Origin of the sequence: Sunxiuqinia elliptica (genome assembly GCF_900113005.1) — a bacterium.
Taxonomy (GTDB): Bacteria; Bacteroidota; Bacteroidia; order Bacteroidales; family Prolixibacteraceae; genus Sunxiuqinia; species Sunxiuqinia elliptica.
Genome location: NZ_FONW01000004.1, coordinates 35683 through 54295, shown reverse-complemented (window position 1 = coordinate 54295; position 18613 = coordinate 35683). Strand labels below are relative to the sequence as shown.

Below are 18613 nucleotides of genomic sequence, written 5' to 3'. Positions count from 1 at the left end.
ATGCTTCTCACCTTGAGGCCTGAAAACATGTTTTATAAGTTCTACCTGTTGTGTGTTAATTAAGGGGCAAGGTCTCGCCCAACCTCAATCACTTATAGTTTTTTACATGATGAAACGAATTTGGCGTTTGTATCGTCCTCACTATGCCGAAACGCGTAGGCTTGCCCTGCCGGTAATTGTGGCGCAGATAGGACAAATTACGGTTGGTTTGGCTGATAATATGATGATTGGCCGCTTGGGAAAAACAGAGTTGGCTGCGGCAGCTTTTGCCAACACCTTGTTTTCACTCCCTTTAATTTTCGGGATGGGGTTTGCAATGGCAATTACTCCTTTAACAGGAAAAGCAACTGGTTCGAATGATTATTCCGAACTTAAATCCTTAAAGAAGGCTGCATTTGGGGCTAATGGCGTGATGGCGGCCATATTAATTGCAGCAAGTACTTTGCTGTATTCGGCCATGCCTTACATGCATCAACCCGAAAGTATTCTTGAATATTCGCAGCAGTATTTTAGTGTTATTGGGCTTTCTATTATTCCCTTAATGCTGTTTTTGAGTGGTAAACAGTTTGCAGAAGGTTTATCCAATACCAAGTTGGCGATGATGATTACCTTGGGAGCCAATGTTTTCAATATCTTGGGGAATTACATGCTGATTTTTGGAAAATGGGGAGCTCCTGAATTAGGGCTTGTTGGTGCCGGCTGGTCCACCTTGTTTGCCCGTGTACTGATGGCGATCGGAATGCTTGTTTTTATTCGCAAGCTTCATCGCGAGCAGCTCAAATCAGTGGTGATTAACTTTAAGGAGCTGGCAGCTTCAACACTAAAAATTATCAAACTGGGGATTCCGATGGGATTGCATATGTTTTCGGAGTCCTCAGCCTTTATTGTCGCTGGAATTATGATGGGATGGATTAGCGAGACAGGTTTGGCAGCTCATCAAATTGTGATTAGTCTTTCCACTTTTGGCTTTATGTTGTACCAGGGGATTGGTGTTAGCACAACGATTCGGATTAGTCAGCTTGCCGGGCGTCAGGTTCCTGCTTTAATTAAGCGAGCTTCAAACGCTTCGATTCAAATTGTTTTTGGCATGGTGATTATTATTTCAATAGCTTTTGTGAGCATGAGTACTTGGTTGCCAACGCTGTTTACAACCGATGCAGGCGTGATTAAGCTAGCTTCACAGATGATTATTGTACTAGCTGTTTTTCAGCTTTTTGATGCCATTCAGATTATCTATTCCGGAATTTTACGGGGAATGGCTGATGCTACTGTCCCGGGAATTCTAACTTTTATCTGCTACTTCATTATCACCATCCCATTTAGTTATTGGGCCGCTTTTCATGGTGGCTTTAATGAAATTGGGATTTGGATGGGATTTCCCGTTGGCCTGAGTATTTGTGCCCTGATGTTTCATTTCAGGCTGAAGTACTTGCATCGGAAATTATTGGTTAGCATGCAGGCCTAGCAAAAAAAGAAGCAGGAAGTAGCGGCCTCAAAGGCATACTTCCTGCTTTGTTATTGGGTTTATTACTGTCGGCTAATCTCTATAAAGCAAACATTAGTTTTGCACCTATTCGCAAATAACCACCACTACTAACAGTGTAAGTCATTTCTGGAGCAAGCACCATTTTTTCTGATAAATCAATGTTTAATCCAGCTCCCAGGTTAATTCCAAACTCTGAGCTAGAGTATGATTCTAAAGAGAAATCATCATGTTCAAAATTAGGGAAGTCGAAGCTAACGCTTGTGATGTTAATCCCGCCAATACCATATAGTGTGCCGAGGTTTTCAATGTCGGTAAGGTTGTAATTGGCGTTGAAATCAAAAGCAGTCCATTGTAAATAGTCTTTTTCCAGGAAATAAGTAAAAGAAGCGGTTGCAGCCCATGATTCATCAATTTGATAAGCAGCATTGGCGCTAAGTCCAAGTGAGCTAATGTCGGTGGCGAAACCAATTCCAGGGCCAATACTGAATTGTGCATTAGCTTGTTTTACTGCTGTTCCCATAATCAGAACCATGATTGCAAAGGCAAGTTTTTTCATCTTAAGAATTTTAAATTATTTGGTTATAAATGAATCGACTAATAAATCTTGTTTTTTTTATTAGTCAGACTAGTTAAACACAGGTTTATATAAAAAAGTTTTTTCGTCAGTAAAATTTGTCTAATAATATTTATGAGGGTAATTGAATGGGGCTGGTAGTCAGTTGATTTATGAAGAATGAAAAGTGCTAAAAAACTTTCAAATAAAGGATTATTTCTCTTTTCGATCTGTTCTTTTTATTAAGAAGATGGATGACTTGTAGTTTGATTTTGGATATGGTATCTACAAGTACATAATATTTCTATAAAATGATTTTTGTGATTTGGAATAGGTCGGTGATGTGATTTTTAGATAGGTTAGATAATGATAAAACTTGTTTTTTACCTAATCCATTTTTGATGCGGTAAATCGAAAAGCGGAACTTTTACGTAACCTGAGAAAGTTACCTAAAAAAATGATTAAACGATGAGACAGTCTGTATTTTTTGCGATACTTATAGTATGCGGTCTTTTCGGAACCGCATTTGGTCAAGACAATGGGCAACGGGAGAGAGAGGAGCGTTTTCGGGATAAGCTATTTACAGGGGGAAGCGTAGGAGTTTCTTTGGGGAGCTATACCAATGTGAATTTTAGCCCGATTATTGGAGCCCGCTTGACGGATCAGTTTTATGCAGGTGCTGGAATTGAGTATCAATATACTCGGTACAAATACGCTCGCGAAACCTATACCTCAAGTCAATATGGTGGACGTTTGTTTACGCAATATAATGTTGTGCCACAACTATATCTGCATACGGAATTTTCACTCGTTAATCTGGAATATTATACTTTAAATCAAAAAGATCGGAGTTTTGTGCCCTTTCTTTACGTTGGAGGGGGCTATCGGCAATTACTTACCAATCGGTCTTTTTTCACATTTCAGGTGTTGTTTGACGTCATTCAGGATAAAAACTCGCCTTACAATTCCTGGGAACCAATTTATAGCGTTGGTTTTGGCGTTGATATTTAAATTATTGGGAATTGTGGTCTTGTGATGAATTGGCTACCTGTAGTTGATAATCATTATATTCGTAGGATCAATAGATCTGTAACAGATCGTATAAAGCACATGTCATTTCATGGAGTGGTACTTTTATTTGGCTTTGGTTGGAGTTGGCTTGGTTGCTGGTTTTGTTAACGCTGCAGCTGCCGGAGGATCAATGCTCTCATTGCCTTTCTTAATTTTTCTGGGCCTTCCGGCTAATGTTGCCAATGCGACTAACCGGATTGCCATTTTATTACAAAATATTGTTGGAGTAAACGCTTTTCGTCAGGAGAAAATTTTTGATGTCAAAAAGGACTACCGACTCACCATTCCGGCCATTTTCGGTGCGGTAATTGGAGCGATGTGGGCTGTTGATATTGATGCTCGAACCTTGGAGAAGATCATTGGCTTCATCATGTTTTTCATGCTTCTGGTGATTCTTTTTAAGCCTGATGCTTGGCTAAAGAAGCAAGCCATTAAGACTCGTTCGGCACCATCCTTCTGGCAATACCTTATTTTCTTTTTTATTGGTTTGTATGGCGGCTTTATTCAGCTGGGTGTTGGCTTTTTCCTGCTGGCAGGCTTGGTTTTAGGATGCGGTTATGATTTGGTAAAAGCCAATGCCATTAAACTGTTTGTGATACTGGGGTATACTTTCTTTGCCTTGGCAATTTTTATTTACAATGATCAAGTGGATTGGTTGAGTGGCTTGTCGTTAGCCAGTGGAAATATGCTGGGAGCTTGGCTGGGGGTAAAATTGACGGTCAAAGGTGGGGCACGTTTTGTGCGTTATGTGCTGATTGTTGTATTGGTGCTGATTTCTGCGAAAATGTTGCTTAGCTTCTGAAAATAAAGAAGACCGGGTTGCCCCGGTCTTTTGTTTGTTATTCGTCTTTCGGTTCTTCCTTGGGATCTAAAATATCAATAAAGTGACGGGCTATTTGCAAAGCTGGAAGCTCGTTGTAATTGTCATCTAAGTTTGCACACATGGTGATTACCAGTTTTTCTTCCGGATAGATGGCGATGGCAGAAGCTCCCCCAACGGTATTTCCAGATTGTCCGATTACTTTGCGGCCATCATTGTCATAGGTGACCAACCATCCAAAGCTGCTGTTTAACAATTGGCCGGTGCTTAATTCGTAAGGCTCAGAAAATAGCTTGATGGACTGCTCGTTAAAATAGTCCGGCTTTAACAACTGTAATGAAGCCTTATTCAGGTCGTCAGCAGTTGATAAAAAGCCCAGCGCTGGAGCCATTGATCGTAAGTTGACCTGTGGCGCATTAACCAAACGGGCAATATAATCGCGGTGGTAGTTGGTGCTTCGGTTTGGGATGATGGCTAGGTAGTTGTCTACTTGTGTATTGGTTAGCCCTAAAGTGTCTAGCACCATTTCTTTGATAAGCTCTGGGAAACGGGTTTCGGTAATATCTTCAGCAAGGATGCCCAATAAAGCCCAGCTGTAGTTCGACTTCAAAAAATAAGTGTTGGGTTCATACACTTGAGGATCGTTTTCGTATAGCGACACATAATCTTTCAGGGTAACAAGCTTCTTGTCAAGTTTTAGTTCTTCGTTGGCTGGGGCCTGTGGAAATCCTGCTGCCTGTGCCGCCAACATGCGGGGCGAAAAGTCAAAATCTTTCTGGGGGAAATTGGGAATGTACGTATAGAAGCTTTCGTCCAAGTCAATTTTCCCCTCTTCTTCCATTTTAGCCATGAGAAAGGCAGTAAATAGCTGCGAACTTGTTCCGATTCGGAATTTTGTTTCGCGCGTGACGGGCGCTTTTAATTCCTTATTGGCATAGCCAAGCCCTTCCGACCAAATGACTTCTCCGTCAATTGTAACACAAACCGACATCCCCGGCGTAAAGCTCGAAATCAAATGAGCTCCCAATTCCTTTCTGCTTTCAAGAATGGCTTCCTTATAGCTCATGTTATAAACTGGTCCATTCTCGTCTTTTTTCTTTTTGCAAGATGAAAAACTGGAACTAATTACAAGCATTAGAATCAATGCTTTAATCATTGAAACAGATTGGTACATGTTCTTTTCCATTCGTTTTTTTGTTTTTAGAGATTCTTAGCGAGTTTGTGTCAGCCCCAAAATAAGCTGACAACTTTCTATATCGCTTATGTTTGACTTTAAACAATTTATTTAAGCTCAATCGTTTGCATTTTGATGAGGAACAAGATGCTCGATTGTGTTAAATTTTTGCAGCCCTGAAAATAGTAAAATCCATTAAATGAAACAGGGGATTTTGCTGAAAATGGTTTGCCGAACGAATTTCTTTATAAGATAAAGCAGAATCATGGATTTTTGCTCAAGTTGAGGTTCGACTCCAGATTCACATGAAGAACAACAAACAAGCGAGCTAAAAAAAGCCTCCGGTAAGGGAGGCTTCTTGAGCGTTTGTGGTAATATTATTTAAACTTTTTAAGCAAGTCTTTTACGGCGTCTTTATGAATGGTGAATCCCATCATCTTTAGTTTAATATAGTCTTCGTGGAAGAAATAGTATCCGAAACGAGAATCCTGATCACCAACATTTCTGGAGCCGGAGCTTGAGTCTTTTATCAGGTACCAGTCTTTTCCTTGTCCTTTGTAATTCTCTAAAATTCCAATCAGGTGCATGCCATGATCGTCAGTGGTAGTTTCATTCGAAAAACGGAATTGACGAGCATCTTCGTTGATGTATTCTGAAGGAATGTCGTAATCGGGCACCATGGCGCAATTGGTTTCGCGGCTAAAACCGGTTTCAGAAACATCACCTCCAATACTCATGGAGTAGCCTTCTTTTACAGCCTTTTTGATGACTTCCATATAAAAATCTAGCGGAACATTGTAGTAGTCGGCACTATGCCACCAGTTATCGGGAACTTTGTATTCCACTTGCTGCCAGTAAGGTTCTTGCTTGTACGACAGAATTTCGACAAAATCGTTTGGATTAAGCTGAAGGTAGTCCGTCATGTAGGTTTTTGGTGTATAGGTTTTGCCATCTACGGTGAATTCTACCGGAGGTTCTCCAATATAATGGTTCATAATGGACTTGATGGTTTCCAAACCGTAATTAACGTTCCAGGCGTTGGAGGCTTTCATGGATTCCAGGAAGCCCTTCATTTCTTCCATCATTTTTGCATGGGTGTGAAACTGACGATTGTGTAACAGTCCAGTGTAAACATCTTCAGGAACAACCCCGTATCGGTTCATGATACGAGCAACGGCATTCCCTTCCGAACCTTCGTCAAACTTCGAATCTCCACGTTTTTCAATGTAACGGCGGGCTTTTTCTACATATTCCCAATAAACCGTATATATTTCTGATAACTCGACTTTTTTACCTGTTTGACGATAAATTTCAGATTCATAAAAAGAGGTGGTTGAAAAAGACCAACAAGTTCCGGCATTCCCCTGCGATTCCGTTGAATGGCTCCAAATTGTCTCATATAAAGAAGGATCATTAGGAAGATCCAGCTTGCTTTGATCCATGTTGAATCGAATGTAGGGAGCTTCTTCTTCCAGCTCTTCATTAACGGCATTTACATCTTTCAAAATGGATTCGTAATAATAGCCTTCACCTTGATTGTAAACTTCAACTTTCCCTTGGCTTTCATTTTTTTGAGCAAAACTGCTAAGTACCAACACCGTGGCACCAAATGTCAATAAATATTTTAAATTCATAAATGGTTTATTTTGTGTGGAATATACGAAAATATGTCTCTATAGGTAACTGAGGGATGTCAGTAATTACATAAAAACACTTTTCTATTTTTAAATAAGCGTCCTTGTCAGTAGCAAGCTTTTAGTTATTAGCCCTTTATTGGTTAGTTATTGTTTGTGTTCATTAAAAACGGGCTTGGGAATTGGGCTTGCAGATTTTTTATTTTACATTTAAAAGTTCGTAAAAATCGAATCGAGCTATTGGTATGTGGCTGGTTTATTATTGGTAAGCATCCACTGCCAATACGAAGAGGGGAAGAATAATTCGAGGAATAATAATTTTCCAAGCTATAGTGGGGTGAAACAAGCGTGAATTAAGGGTTTTATTCGTTATAGTCGAAAAACAAAAGATAAGCAGATGAAGATACCTGTTCCATTGATTGATAAGTACAATGTTCCGGTGCCACGGTATACGAGTTATCCACCGGCTAATTTTTTTGGTGATGATTTTGTGACGGGCGATTATTTGTTGGCAGTTGAGGAGTCGAATGAGAAAGAGCCGGAAAATATTTCAATTTATTTGCATGTTCCGTTTTGTACGCAGTTATGTTTGTATTGTGGATGTAACACACATATAACCAAAGATCAGGATATGATGCAGCATTATATGGATGCTTTGAAAAAAGAGATTCATATGATTGGAAAGCTGCTCGATCGGAAACGAAAAATTTCCCAAATCCATTGGGGTGGGGGAACGCCGAATGTTTTACCGGCACAGTTGATTGGTGAGGTGATGGCGATTTTTACTTCAGAGTATGAGTTTATTGATAAACCGGAAATTGCTATTGAGTGTAATCCGGCACATCTGGATGAAGCTTATATTGATGCCTTGATCTCGTTTGGGTTTACCCGAATTAGCCTTGGTGTACAAGATTTTCAGGAGAAAGTGCTTAATGCCGTGCATCGGGAAGTTCCAGAGATTCCGATTGAAGAGTTGGTGAAAATGATACGCAAGCATCCGGGAGTTTCGGTGAATCTTGATTTTATTTACGGTTTGCCCTATCAAACGGTTGAGTCATTTGCAGGAACCATGGAAAAGGCGATAACCATTAATCCCGATCGGTTGGTAACCTTTTCGTATGCGCATGTGCCATGGGTTAAAAAGGCTCAAAAAAAGCTGGAAGACTATGGTTTACCGTCGCCTGAGAACAAAGTGAAGATGTTTGAAGAAGCATGGGCGCGTATGACTCGGGCTGGTTATATTCCGATTGGATTGGATCATTATGCCAAACCGGATGATGATATGGCTGTCGCCTTGAAGAATCGATCGCTTCATCGTAATTTTCAAGGTTATTGTACGCGAGAAACAACAGGGCAGGTTTACGCTTTTGGAGTAACTGGAATTAGTCAGTTGGAAGATGTGTATGCTCAAAACGCACGAACTGTTAAAGAATATATTGACCAGATTGACCGTGGAATGATCCAGGTGGTGAAAGGATATGCCCTTTCGGATACTGATAAAATTATTCGACAAATCATCAATGAAATCATGTGTAACCAGTATTTGTCCTGGAGTCAGATTGCCGAGCAGTTTAATACTTCGGTTGAGGAGCTGAAAGACTTACTGAATTTCAATGAGGAAAAGCTGGATGAGTTTGTTGCGGATGACTTGTTGTCGTACACCGAAGATGAAATTGTGATTACAGATCTGGGACGTTTCTTTCTACGGAATATCGCAGCCGTTTTTGATATTCGTTTAGAAGGAAGTATCCAAAAATTTTCAAAATCAGTTTAATAATGAATCAGAAAGTTGCTGTCATTGGCGCCGGGCTAACAGGCCTGACCACGGCTTATTATTTGCAAAAAAAAGGTTTTGATGTAACCGTATTTGAACAAGCGGATCGTGTGGGAGGCGTCATTGAGAGTGTTGTTGAAAAAGATTTTATCTATGAAAATGGGCCAAGTACTGGTGTGCTCGGTCAACCTGAAGCCGCAGCTTTAATTGAAGAGTTGGGCGATGCCTGTCAGTTAGAAATTGCTGATGAGGATGCTAAGTTCCGATGGATCTGGAAAGGGGATCGTTGGCATGCCTTGCCTTCAGGATTGATGGGCGGTATTCAAACGCCTTTATTTTCTTGGTATGATAAATTTCGGATTTTGGGAGAGCCATTCCGAAAAAAAGGTACCAATCCGGATGAAACTTTGGCCGCTTTGGTTCGGCGTCGGATGGGGGAAAGCTTTCTGAAATATGCGATTGATCCATTCATTTTGGGGATTTATTCTGGTGACCCGGAAAAGCTGGTTGTTCGTTATGCTTTACCTAAGCTATACCAGTTGGAACAAAAGTATGGTAGTTTTATCGGTGGGGCAATCAAGAAAGCACGTGAACCCAAATCTGATTGGGATAAAAAGGCTACACGCGAAGTATTTTCTATGCAAGGAGGTTTGACTTCCTTGATTAAAGCATTGGCCAATGCGATTGGAGCTGAACAAGTTCGATTAAACCAAAAAGGATTAAGCGTTGAGCAGGAAAATGACCAGTATGTAGTCCGCAAAGAGGACGAAACCTTGGGCACTTTTGACCGGCTTGTATCGACCGTTGGTGGGCATGCCTTACGTAAGTTATTTCCGTTTTTCCCATCGGCTGAACTTGAGAAAATAGAGGCAATGCCTTATGCACGCGTTGCTCAGGTGTCGGTTGGCTTTAAAAAATGGGAAGGTATTCCAATCAAGGCATTCGGAGGTTTGGTACCATTTTATGAGAACCGCGATGTATTGGGCGTTTTGTTCCTTTCGTCGTTTTTGAAAGGAAGAGCGCCTGAAGGTGGTGCACTATTGTCAACTTTTTTGGGTGGTGTTCGAAAACCCGAAATGGTTGACCTGGACGATGATAGCATTAAAGCTCTGGTAGAAAAAGAGCTAAAAAGCATGCTGGGATTAACAAAATGGCAACCAGATTTGTTGGTAATTAATCGTTATCAGCATGCTATTCCGCAGTATGGATTAGAGTCAGCTGATCGTCTGGCAGCTATTGCAAAACTGGAATCCCAATATCCAGGATTATTGTTGGGAGGTAATATCCGGGACGGCATTGGAATGGCCGATCGCATGAAGCAAGGACGACAACTGGCTGAAATCATCGGGGATAGCTCAAATTAAGAACTATCATGAGAAATGACAAGGTTGCATTTGCTTTCCGGAATTTACAACAACAAATTTGTGCCGAATTGGAAGAAGCCGATGGTAAGGCTCGTTTCATAACTGATCATTGGGAGAAAGAGATTGGACATGGCTATACCATGGTTTTGACCAATGGTGATGCGATAGAAAAAGCTGCCGTCAACTTTTCGGCTGTAGGAGGCACCGTTAGTGAAAGGATGCTAAAAGCATTGAAAATAGAGGAAGGAGAATCGTACTTTGCCACAGGTATTTCATCCATTATTCATCCGCGAAATCCCCATGCTCCAATAACACATATGAATGTGCGCTATTTCCAGCTGGGATCAGGAAAAGCTTGGTTTGGAGGAGGGATTGATCTGACTCCACACTTCGTTAATAAAAAGGAAGCTGGCTGGTTTCATCGGGAGTTAAAATCAATTTGTGATCAATTTGATTTGAATTTTTACTCGGACTATAAAAAATGGGCCGATGATTATTTCTTTTTGCCTCACCGGAATGAGACTCGTGGGGTTGGAGGAATCTTTTTTGATCATCAGGATGGTGAAGGGATTGAGAATTTTGAAAAGTTTTTTGCTTTTACCCAGGCTTTGGCCGAGGCTTATCCGAGGATTTATAACACGCTGTTGAATGCGAACCGGGCGAAAGCATACACCGAGGAAGAAAAGAACTGGCAGACCTTAAGAAGAGGCCGTTATGTTGAGTTTAACTTGCTCTATGATCGTGGAACAAAGTTCGGTCTGGAATCCAATGGACGAACAGAATCTATTTTTCTGAGTATGCCGCCAATGGCGTCGTGGGTGTATGATTATCAAGCGCGAGAAGGTTCGGCAGAGGCTAATACATTGAGCTTGCTAAAAAAAGACGTAGACTGGGTAAACATAGATTGAGGTTGTTGTTTTAAATGAAAACGAAATAGTTGCTTATGGATAATTCGAAGAGAACAGCTGTATTGTTAGTAAACGTAGGAACGCCAGATGAACCTAAAGTTCCGGCAGTAAGGCGCTATTTATTCGAGTTTTTGAATGATCGCCGGGTGATTGATTTGCCATTGATTCCACAAAAATTGCTAGTCAACTTGATTATTGTTCCTTTTCGGGCACCAAAATCGACCAAACTGTATGAGATGCTTTGGACTCCGAAAGGTTCGCCTTTACTGATTAACGCAGAGAAAAACCGGGAGAAGCTTCAGGAAGCTTTTGGGGATGAATTTCAGGTATTCACCGCTATGCGTTACCAAAATCCACATTTGCGAAAGGTGTTGCGTCAAGTGCGAGATGAACGCTATGGGCGGATGATTGTAGTGCCAGTGTTTCCGCAGTATGCTTCATCAACAACAGGAACTATTGCTCAGTTTGTTTCGCGCGAAGTCGCTAAATGGAATGTTATTCCTGAAATTAGGATGGTTAGTCAGTTTTACAATCATCCAACATTTATCAAAGCTTTTACTGAGCGAATAAAATCCTATCAGCCGGACGCATACGATCATATTGTTTTTTCGTATCATGGGCTCCCCAATCGTCAGGTTGATAAAGTACATCCAGAGGTTCCCTCGACATCATGTACTTGTGAGCAGGAAATGCCTGTTCACGGCAAGTATTGCTACAAAGCTACCTGTTATGAGACAACGCGCCTGCTGGCTCAGTCGCTAGGCTTAGAGCGTGAGGATTACTCCGTTTCTTTTCAATCGCGCCTGACCAAAAACTGGCTTACTCCATTTTCTGATGAATTGGTTATCCAAAAGGCCAAGGAGGGCGTGAAGCGAATTTTATTCGTGGCTCCGGCTTTTGTCGCAGACTGTTTGGAAACAACAATTGAAATTGGCGTCGAATATCAAGAGCTATTTGAGGAATATGGAGGTGAGAAAATACAACTGGTTGAAAGCTTAAATGATCACCCATTATGGATCGAAACCTTGAAAGATTTAATTTTGGAGCCATAGTGTAATATGCGTTATGGCATGCTTTGTTGGTCGCTGCAGAAAATTTTAGATTAATTTTTATCGATATAAAATGATAAGCTACCGCAGCTATTCTTTTGTGAGCGAGTGGCGTATTATTTATAGGCGTTTCGGGTGAATGTCGTGAACTGCCCACTTGTATGGAATAAGGTTTCCTTGTCTCAGATTTTTTAATACATTTGCAGTCACTGAAAGACTAATTGTGGATTGCTTCTAGTGAATAGTTTTCGGATAGTTTCTAAACTGGTTTTTTATTGACTGCTATTCGAGCGCTGAGGATTGATGTTTTAAGAGGGGATGGATTTAGGGCAATATTACATAATTTACTCCCCATTGATCATACTTGCATAATTTTTTTGGGTTGAAAGAAACTGAAAAATGGCATCTTCGAGCATCATAGATCGATCTACGAATGAATGGGAGTGTTAACTCCAAATCTAACAATAAGAATCCTAAATTTTTTTGAAAAAAAGTATTTTTCAACGCAGCTTCCTGTGTTGTTTTTCATCTTATGGTTGTAGCTTTAAAAGAATAAAAGCACGACAGAAGCATAATCACGCCAAATGGTGTTTGTAATGTACTTTGATTGATTGTAATTTGGTGTGCTTTATGCTTTTTGTCTGTGCTGATATCTTCAGTTATTCTGAAAGGTTTAAACTTAGGTAATGCATCGTTAAATCACAAGAATTATTGTGTTCTATTTCATATTTTTTTCACCCATTAAACTAACAACTAACAACAATGAAAAAATTAGTTTGCCTTGTCTTGCTTTTTCAATGTGCTTTGAGTTTTGCACAACCATCTAAAAATGCTGAAAAACAAAAACTTGAACTTACTACTTCCTTGTTTGGAGAAAATGATTTGATTCAATTTCAAGATTTAGTTGGAGCTCCTTCGTATGATGGAGTCAGTTATTTTTCCGTAGGGCTGACCTACCTTCGATCAATAAATTCACTGTTGGAATGGCAAACCGGTCTTGAATATGCCCATCATAAGGTGCAAATTAATCCGAATGTTGGCCCTGATGTGAATGCTGTTTCGAGGGAGGAACAGCTAGATTTAGTTGTAATTCCAATTGGGGTTCGCCTGAATTTTCTAAAATACTTTTTTCTGGATGGAGGGGCACTGTTGGATTTGGATTTAACATCTTCCGGCTCAGTTGACTCTCAGAGCGGGGTTGGAATAAACCTGGGGGTTGGGTGTTCAGTTCCTGTCATTCCAAAACTTTCATTTGTCTTGAAAGCTAATGCAAGAGCTCACGCGTTAGTTCCTTTTTCTTCTGAGAAGTATCACGAACGTTTGCTGGAAAATGGCGTTCACCTTGGCTTGTCTTATGAACTTTGAGTGGGTGGGCTAGCTGCATAATCAAGAAGATCTTCTTTTTGAAAAACGAAAGTGAAAGAGTTGTACTAAAAACACTGAAGTCCATGCAAACTTTTAGCGAAGTGTTATGTTTGCATTTTTAGTTCCTAAGGTAATTGTACGAAAATTTCATTGAGGTCTAACTATGCCTGTTGTTTGGCAAATATCAGTTTTACATTTAACGAACCAGCGATCACTGATTCGTGGTACGTTGCTGAAATATGCTCCTTATCACTACGACAAAAAAGTAAGTGGCTTCCGTAATTTCCTCAAAATAGGACGCTCGTATTTCACGGCAACTTATGCTAATAAGGAGATCAGAGTTACTGTAGGAGCTAATGAACTACATTCATCTACTGATAAAGACGGCTATTTTGAATTGATTGCCAATGGAGGACATCAGGATGAAATAAAGGTCTTTCTTCCTGGGAGCGAGGTTCCCGTAGAGCATGTGCAAGATTATCCTTTGGTGTTTCAAGAGTCGTTGAGTAAGCTCGGAGTGATTTCGGATATTGACGATACGATTGTTGTTTCTCACACAGCTAACTTTTTCAAGCGGATAAGGACTTTAGCTTTTAAGGTTCCGAACAAAAGAGTTGGCATCCCTTTTACTCGAAGCGTGTTTGAGAAAGCAAAAAAGCAAAACGCATGTTTTTTCTATATCTCCAGAAGCGAAAGTAACCTGTTGGGAGCTTTAATTGCCTTTATCAGGCACAATGGCTTACCGAAAGGAATGATTTTTCTTACGCCTTATTTGAGTTTCTTAAGATTATTCAATCCTAAAAAAGATGTAAATTACAAAATCAGTCACATTCGTTTTTTGATTGAGCATGCTGGAATTGAACGCTATATTTTGTTGGGAGATGATAGCCAGCATGATGTGCGCATATATCGGGACGTTGTCAAGTTGTTTCCGGATAAAATACAGCAGGTTTATATTCGGAAAACCCGACAGAAGTTATCTGCGTCCCGACAGCAAATGATGGACGATTTGAAGTCTTCAGGGGTTCCGGTGACCTATTTTAGCGCTGACGACGAACTGGATGTGATGGAGACGTGAGTTTGGGAACAACATGGTGACATGCGATTAGAAACAACTAATTTTAGATGAAATGAAATTACTTTTTGTTATCAATCCTATTTCAGGAGGAATCGACAAGGCACCCTTCCTGGAGCGAGCGGGGGCGTTTTGCCATAAGTATGGAATTGAGTCTCATTTCTTTAAAACCACGGGTAATAATGATGCTGCAAAATTGAAAAAGGTGCTGGAGGAGTTCAAGCCTGATCGAGTTGCTTCGGTAGGAGGTGATGGAACGAGTTTGTTTACTGCCTTGGCACTTTTGGAGCTTAAAATGCCAATGGGAATTATCCCCTTAGGATCAGCTAATGGAATGGCTGCCGAACTGAATGTCAACTCCGAACCCATGGAAGCTTTGAAAGATCTCGTTCTTTCGAATGTTATCGGTGAACTTGATTTGCTTGTTGTTAACGATAAGCACTATTCGATCCATATTGGTGATGTTGGAATCAATGCACAGATTGTTGAGGCGTATGAGAAAGATGAGGATAGAGGTTTGATTACTTATGCAAAGTATTTTTTGGAAGAATTATCTAATACTAATCCCTTTGAACTTCAGATTGAAGCCAACGAGGAAACCATTCAAGAGAAAGGAGTCATGGTCGCCATTTGTAATTCCCGTAAATATGGAACCGGCGTTCCCTTAAATATCAAAGGGAATCCAATGGATGGAAAGTTTGAAATTGTGGTTGTCAAAAAGATTGATGCCAACGCCTTAATAAAAGCAGGCTTATCTAGATTTAACGATAGTTACCATGATAACCTGAATGAACTTGTAATAAGCACCGATAAGGCACGAATTAAGTTTTCAGAGGAGCGATTGTTACAACTTGATGGTGAGGTGATTGGTAAGTTTAAAGAAATCAATATTGAAATTATTAAAGGGGGAGTTCGGTTGATAACTAACAACGACAATCCCTACCTGCAAAAGAAGCCAGAACATGTTGCAGACTGAGTCAATTTGTATTTTCAAAGAGTAAGCTTGATTAACAACGACTATTCATTCTTCGTTAAGATCATTTCTCCCTGTTAGTTCGTCTGTTTTTTTACCTTTGTTCCCGGTAGAATCAATAGAAATACTAACTATAAAATTACACGAATGAGATTATCTGCAATACTATTTGTTGCATGTTGCTTTCTGCAGGCTTGTAATGCGCCTCAAAAGCAGGAAGTTCAGTCGGTGCCGTCCGTTTTGGACTATGTCGATCCCTTTATTGGAACCGGAGGTCATGTGCATACTTTTCCGGGGGCGACAGTTCCTTTTGGGATGGTACAGCTTAGCCCGGATGGCGATACAAAAGGATGGGACTGGTGTTCGGGATATCACCAAAGTGATAATTCGTTGATGGGCTTTAGTCATACTCACCTGAGTGGTACTGGATGGTCCGATTTAGGCGATATCTTGGTGATGCCAACAACTGGAGAGGTAAAAATGGTGCCGGGCAGCAAGGAGAATCCGGATGAAGGATTCCGTTCGCGGTTTAGTCATGATAACGAAGAAGCATCAGCGGGGTATTACCGCGTATTTTTGAAAGATTATGCTATCGATGCTGAGCTAACAACGACTGAGCGTGTTGGGATTCATCGTTATACTTTTCCAAAGAGTGATGCTGCCCATGTGATTTTTGACCCGACTCATAAAATTTTTGGAAAGACTTTGCTTTCCAGTGTATCCGTTGGAAAGGATGTGGTTCGGGGGTATTCGCATAGCACAGGCTGGGGCGGAGAGCGTACGACTTATTTTACCGCAAAGTTTTCTAAGCCATTTTCGGCAGCAGGGGTATATAAAGATGGCCAGAAGCTGGAAGGGCAGATTGAAGCAGAAGCGGAAGATGCTAAAGCTTGGGTGAGCTTTGAAACCGAAGAAGGAGAGCAAATTGAAGTTAAGGTTGCAATTTCTGGAGTTAGCCAGGAAGGCGCCGATAAAAATCTGAAAGTAGAAGCTTCAGGGAAAGATTTTGATACCGTTTTGGCTGAAGCAAAAGCGAAGTGGGAGGAAAAGCTTTCACGGATTCAGGTGACTGGAGGTACGGAAGATCAGAAGACAATCTTCTACACAGGCTTGTATCACAATTTTATTGCGCCTAACCTGTGGATGGATGTGGATGGGAAATACTGGGCTCTGGATCAAAAACTTCAGGCTGATGGTTTTGCCAATTACAGTACCTTCTCGCTATGGGATACGTTTAGAGCAACGCATCCGCTATTGTCAATTATTGATCAGAAAACAACCGCTGATTTTGCCAATTCGTTGATTGCAAGATATCATGATGGAAATGGGACCATGCCGGTTTGGGAGCTTACGGGCTACGATAATGTTTGTATGATTGGCTATCATTCAGTATCCATGATTAATGATGCCTTGGCTAAAGGTGTTAAAGGAATTGATCCGGAAAAAGCATTGGAAGCAATGATTGATGCTTCGTTAACTTGTAAGGAAAGTAGTAGTGATGGAGCTTGTGGATTGAATGAGTACATTGAATTAGGCTATGTTCCTTCCAGCGTTGATAAATCTGTTTCGAAAACATTGGAGTATGCCTATAACGACTGGAGCATTGCTTCACTGGCTCAAAAATTAGGGAAAGAGGATGTTGCTGAGCAGTACTTTAAACGCTCAGAAAACTACCGTAACCTCTTTCAGAAGGATAAACATCGCTTTTGGATGAAAGGAGAAAATGGAACGTGGCATGATGATGTTGAGATGAACAAATGGGATAACCTGTTACCTCATTATATTTCTGGAAACTTCTGGGCTTACGACTATTTTGTTCCGCATAATGTCGAAGACCTGGTTGCTTTAAAAGGAGGAACTGAAGCTTTTGAAAAAGATATGGATGCCATGTTGGCGAACAATACACCAATGGTTGGCGATCAGCATGTGGACATTTCAGGCTTTATTGGGAAGTATGGACATGGCGATGAACCAGGACATCATATTCCTTACTTGTATAATTATACCAATAGCGCTTGGAAAAGCCAGCGTTTGATCAACGAAATTCGGAATACCATGTACGCCAATGCTGTGGATGGTATGGTGAATAACGAAGACTGTGGTCAAATGTCGGCTTGGTATATCTTCTCTTCGTTAGGATTTTATCCACTTTGTCCGGGCGAGTCGTATTACAACATTGGTACTCCACTGTGGAACGAAGCGAAAATTCAATTGGAGGATGGCAACGTATTTACCGTGAAAGCCAACAATGTGTCGCCAGAAAATATTTACGTGAAATCTGTCACGATTAATGGAAAGCCGATTGATGATTTAAAGCTTTTGCACAAAGATGTGATGGCAGGTGGTGAGTTGGTGTTTGAGATGACCAATGAACATCCCTAAAAGAAGCTATAATGCTGAAAATAGATACCAAAAAGGGCTCTGCACTGCAGAGCCCTTTTTGTATACGAGTATGGAATACTGTTGATTGATCTAGTTGTTGAACCAGCCGTCAACAAGTTCTTTATTTTCTTTGTACCAGTTTAAGGCAGCTTTATCTTCTTGCCCTGGAGCATTCTCGATAGCAACCATCAATGAACCTAACTGGTCATCATTCATCTTGAAATTTTTGAAGAATGGAGCCAACTCAGGGTTTGCTTCCGACCAGCCTTTTGTTGCAATTACAGAAATGGTCTCTGCTTGTCCCATGGTTCCTTTAGGGTCTTTCAGAAGTTTCAGATCGTAACGGGCAAATTTAGTGTGAGGTTTCCAACCGGTTACTGCAATCCATTCTTTTCTGTCATAGGCTTTTTTCAAGGAGGCAAGCATTCCTGCTTCACTGGATGCTACAAGCTCAAAATCCAGGTCGTAATCTTTTATTACCTGCTCAGTAACACCCATGATTCCGGCACCTGGGTTAATTCCAATGATTTGACCATCAAATTTGTCTTTTTGGCTATTTAGCTCGTCAATCGAGTTGATGCTTACATATTCAGGAACGATCAATGCTAATCTTCCGTCATCATAAACAGTTCCCAGATGTTCTACCTGTGAGCCAAATTTCTCGATGTATGATTCGTGTGTAATTGGCTCCCAAACCTCCATAAACAGGTCGGCATCGCCTTTGGCAACTGCAGCAAAAACTGGAGCTACATCGGCATTAACCAATTCTACATCGTAACCTCTTTCTTCAAGTACTACTTTTGCCAGGTGTGTATTGGCGATACACTCAATCCAATTTACCATGGCGATGGTAACTTCTTTTTTAGCTTCTTTAGAGTCGCCTTTCTTTTGTCCGCCGCTACAGCTTGCTAAAAAAATGGCTACAACTAAACTTGCTACAACTAGAATGTTTCTTTTCATCTTATTTGTCTTTTTTTATGGTTTA

The 18613-nt window shown here is 40.7% G+C and carries 15 protein-coding genes; 11 read left to right on the top strand and 4 right to left on the bottom strand.

The window, feature by feature from the left end; translation table 11 throughout:
• The first annotated feature begins 106 nt into the window (after positions 1-106).
• Complete coding sequence (locus BM156_RS10015; protein WP_093919735.1) at positions 107-1465, top strand: MATE family efflux transporter; 1359 nt, start codon at positions 107-109, stop codon at positions 1463-1465.
• A gap of 79 nt (positions 1466-1544) precedes the next feature.
• On the opposite strand, the gene BM156_RS10010 is transcribed toward BM156_RS10015, so the two are convergent.
• Positions 1545-2042, bottom strand: coding sequence for an outer membrane beta-barrel protein (locus BM156_RS10010; RefSeq protein WP_093919734.1), 498 nt, complete (start codon positions 2040-2042; stop codon positions 1545-1547).
• Between the two features lie 465 nt (positions 2043-2507).
• Here BM156_RS10010 and BM156_RS10005 point away from each other — a divergent pair, with 465 nt between their 5' ends.
• On the top strand, positions 2508-3050 hold the full coding sequence (locus tag BM156_RS10005; RefSeq protein ID WP_093919733.1) for a hypothetical protein: 543 nt from the start codon (positions 2508-2510) through the stop codon (positions 3048-3050).
• A 109-nt stretch (positions 3051-3159) separates the two neighbouring features.
• On the top strand, positions 3160-3912 hold the full coding sequence (locus BM156_RS10000; RefSeq protein ID WP_093919732.1) for a sulfite exporter TauE/SafE family protein: 753 nt from the start codon (positions 3160-3162) through the stop codon (positions 3910-3912).
• A gap of 37 nt (positions 3913-3949) precedes the next feature.
• On the opposite strand, the gene BM156_RS09995 is transcribed toward BM156_RS10000, so the two are convergent.
• Together BM156_RS09995 and BM156_RS09990 are read right to left on the bottom strand one after the other, a co-directional pair.
• The gene (locus BM156_RS09995; RefSeq protein ID WP_093919731.1) at positions 3950-5116 is read right to left on the bottom strand and encodes a serine hydrolase domain-containing protein; all 1167 of its coding nucleotides are present in this window, start codon (positions 5114-5116) and stop codon (positions 3950-3952) included.
• Between the two features lie 365 nt (positions 5117-5481).
• Positions 5482-6738, bottom strand: coding sequence for a C1 family peptidase (locus BM156_RS09990; RefSeq protein WP_093919730.1), 1257 nt, complete (start codon positions 6736-6738; stop codon positions 5482-5484).
• 397 nt (positions 6739-7135) lie between these two features.
• Between BM156_RS09990 and hemN the strand changes: the two genes are divergently transcribed.
• The 8 genes from hemN (at position 7136) to BM156_RS09950 (ending at position 17628) form a co-directional block, all read left to right on the top strand.
• The gene (gene hemN / locus BM156_RS09985) at positions 7136-8512 is read left to right on the top strand and encodes an oxygen-independent coproporphyrinogen III oxidase (RefSeq protein ID WP_212733476.1); all 1377 of its coding nucleotides are present in this window, start codon (positions 7136-7138) and stop codon (positions 8510-8512) included.
• Positions 8513-8514: 2 nt separating this feature from the next.
• Entirely contained in the window at positions 8515-9876 is a 1362-nt protein-coding gene (gene hemG, locus BM156_RS09980) for a protoporphyrinogen oxidase (protein ID WP_093919729.1), read from the top strand.
• A gap of 8 nt (positions 9877-9884) precedes the next feature.
• The gene (gene hemF / locus BM156_RS09975) at positions 9885-10784 is read left to right on the top strand and encodes an oxygen-dependent coproporphyrinogen oxidase (RefSeq protein ID WP_093919728.1); all 900 of its coding nucleotides are present in this window, start codon (positions 9885-9887) and stop codon (positions 10782-10784) included.
• 35 nt (positions 10785-10819) lie between these two features.
• Positions 10820-11836: a ferrochelatase gene (gene hemH, locus BM156_RS09970; RefSeq protein ID WP_093919727.1), complete on the top strand. Its 1017-nt coding sequence runs from the start codon at positions 10820-10822 to the stop codon at positions 11834-11836.
• Between the two features lie 759 nt (positions 11837-12595).
• A complete protein-coding gene (locus BM156_RS09965; RefSeq protein WP_093919726.1) occupies positions 12596-13198 on the top strand; it encodes a hypothetical protein in 603 nt (200 codons plus the stop codon).
• Positions 13199-13361: 163 nt separating this feature from the next.
• Positions 13362-14276: a phosphatase domain-containing protein gene (locus tag BM156_RS09960; protein ID WP_093919725.1), complete on the top strand. Its 915-nt coding sequence runs from the start codon at positions 13362-13364 to the stop codon at positions 14274-14276.
• Between the two features lie 52 nt (positions 14277-14328).
• The gene (locus tag BM156_RS09955) at positions 14329-15249 is read left to right on the top strand and encodes a diacylglycerol/lipid kinase family protein (protein WP_093919724.1); all 921 of its coding nucleotides are present in this window, start codon (positions 14329-14331) and stop codon (positions 15247-15249) included.
• Between the two features lie 144 nt (positions 15250-15393).
• A complete protein-coding gene (locus tag BM156_RS09950; RefSeq protein WP_093919723.1) occupies positions 15394-17628 on the top strand; it encodes a GH92 family glycosyl hydrolase in 2235 nt (744 codons plus the stop codon).
• A 90-nt stretch (positions 17629-17718) separates the two neighbouring features.
• On the opposite strand, the gene BM156_RS09945 is transcribed toward BM156_RS09950, so the two are convergent.
• Positions 17719-18588: a glycine betaine ABC transporter substrate-binding protein gene (locus BM156_RS09945; protein WP_093919722.1), complete on the bottom strand. Its 870-nt coding sequence runs from the start codon at positions 18586-18588 to the stop codon at positions 17719-17721.
• Positions 18589-18613: the final 25 nt, after the last annotated feature.

Excerpts from the sequence above, each read along its gene's own strand:
- BM156_RS10015 (WP_093919735.1), top strand. The coding sequence starts at position 107 with ATGATGAAACGAATTTGGCGTTTGTATCGTCCTCACTATGCCGAAACG.
- BM156_RS09990 (WP_093919730.1), bottom strand. The coding sequence starts at position 6,738 with ATGAATTTAAAATATTTATTGACATTTGGTGCCACGGTGTTGGTACTT.
- hemG (WP_093919729.1), top strand. The coding sequence starts at position 8,515 with ATGAATCAGAAAGTTGCTGTCATTGGCGCCGGGCTAACAGGCCTGACC.
- BM156_RS09955 (WP_093919724.1), top strand. The coding sequence starts at position 14,329 with ATGAAATTACTTTTTGTTATCAATCCTATTTCAGGAGGAATCGACAAG.
- BM156_RS10000 (WP_093919732.1), top strand. The coding sequence starts at position 3,160 with ATGGAGTGGTACTTTTATTTGGCTTTGGTTGGAGTTGGCTTGGTTGCT.
- BM156_RS09960 (WP_093919725.1), top strand. The coding sequence starts at position 13,362 with ATGCCTGTTGTTTGGCAAATATCAGTTTTACATTTAACGAACCAGCGA.
- BM156_RS09995 (WP_093919731.1), bottom strand. The coding sequence starts at position 5,116 with ATGGAAAAGAACATGTACCAATCTGTTTCAATGATTAAAGCATTGATT.
- BM156_RS10005 (WP_093919733.1), top strand. The coding sequence starts at position 2,508 with ATGAGACAGTCTGTATTTTTTGCGATACTTATAGTATGCGGTCTTTTC.
- BM156_RS09950 (WP_093919723.1), top strand. The coding sequence starts at position 15,394 with ATGAGATTATCTGCAATACTATTTGTTGCATGTTGCTTTCTGCAGGCT.
- BM156_RS09965 (WP_093919726.1), top strand. The coding sequence starts at position 12,596 with ATGAAAAAATTAGTTTGCCTTGTCTTGCTTTTTCAATGTGCTTTGAGT.
- hemN (WP_212733476.1), top strand. The coding sequence starts at position 7,136 with ATGAAGATACCTGTTCCATTGATTGATAAGTACAATGTTCCGGTGCCA.
- hemH (WP_093919727.1), top strand. The coding sequence starts at position 10,820 with ATGGATAATTCGAAGAGAACAGCTGTATTGTTAGTAAACGTAGGAACG.
- hemF (WP_093919728.1), top strand. The coding sequence starts at position 9,885 with ATGAGAAATGACAAGGTTGCATTTGCTTTCCGGAATTTACAACAACAA.
- BM156_RS09945 (WP_093919722.1), bottom strand. The coding sequence starts at position 18,588 with ATGAAAAGAAACATTCTAGTTGTAGCAAGTTTAGTTGTAGCCATTTTT.
- BM156_RS10010 (WP_093919734.1), bottom strand. The coding sequence starts at position 2,042 with ATGAAAAAACTTGCCTTTGCAATCATGGTTCTGATTATGGGAACAGCA.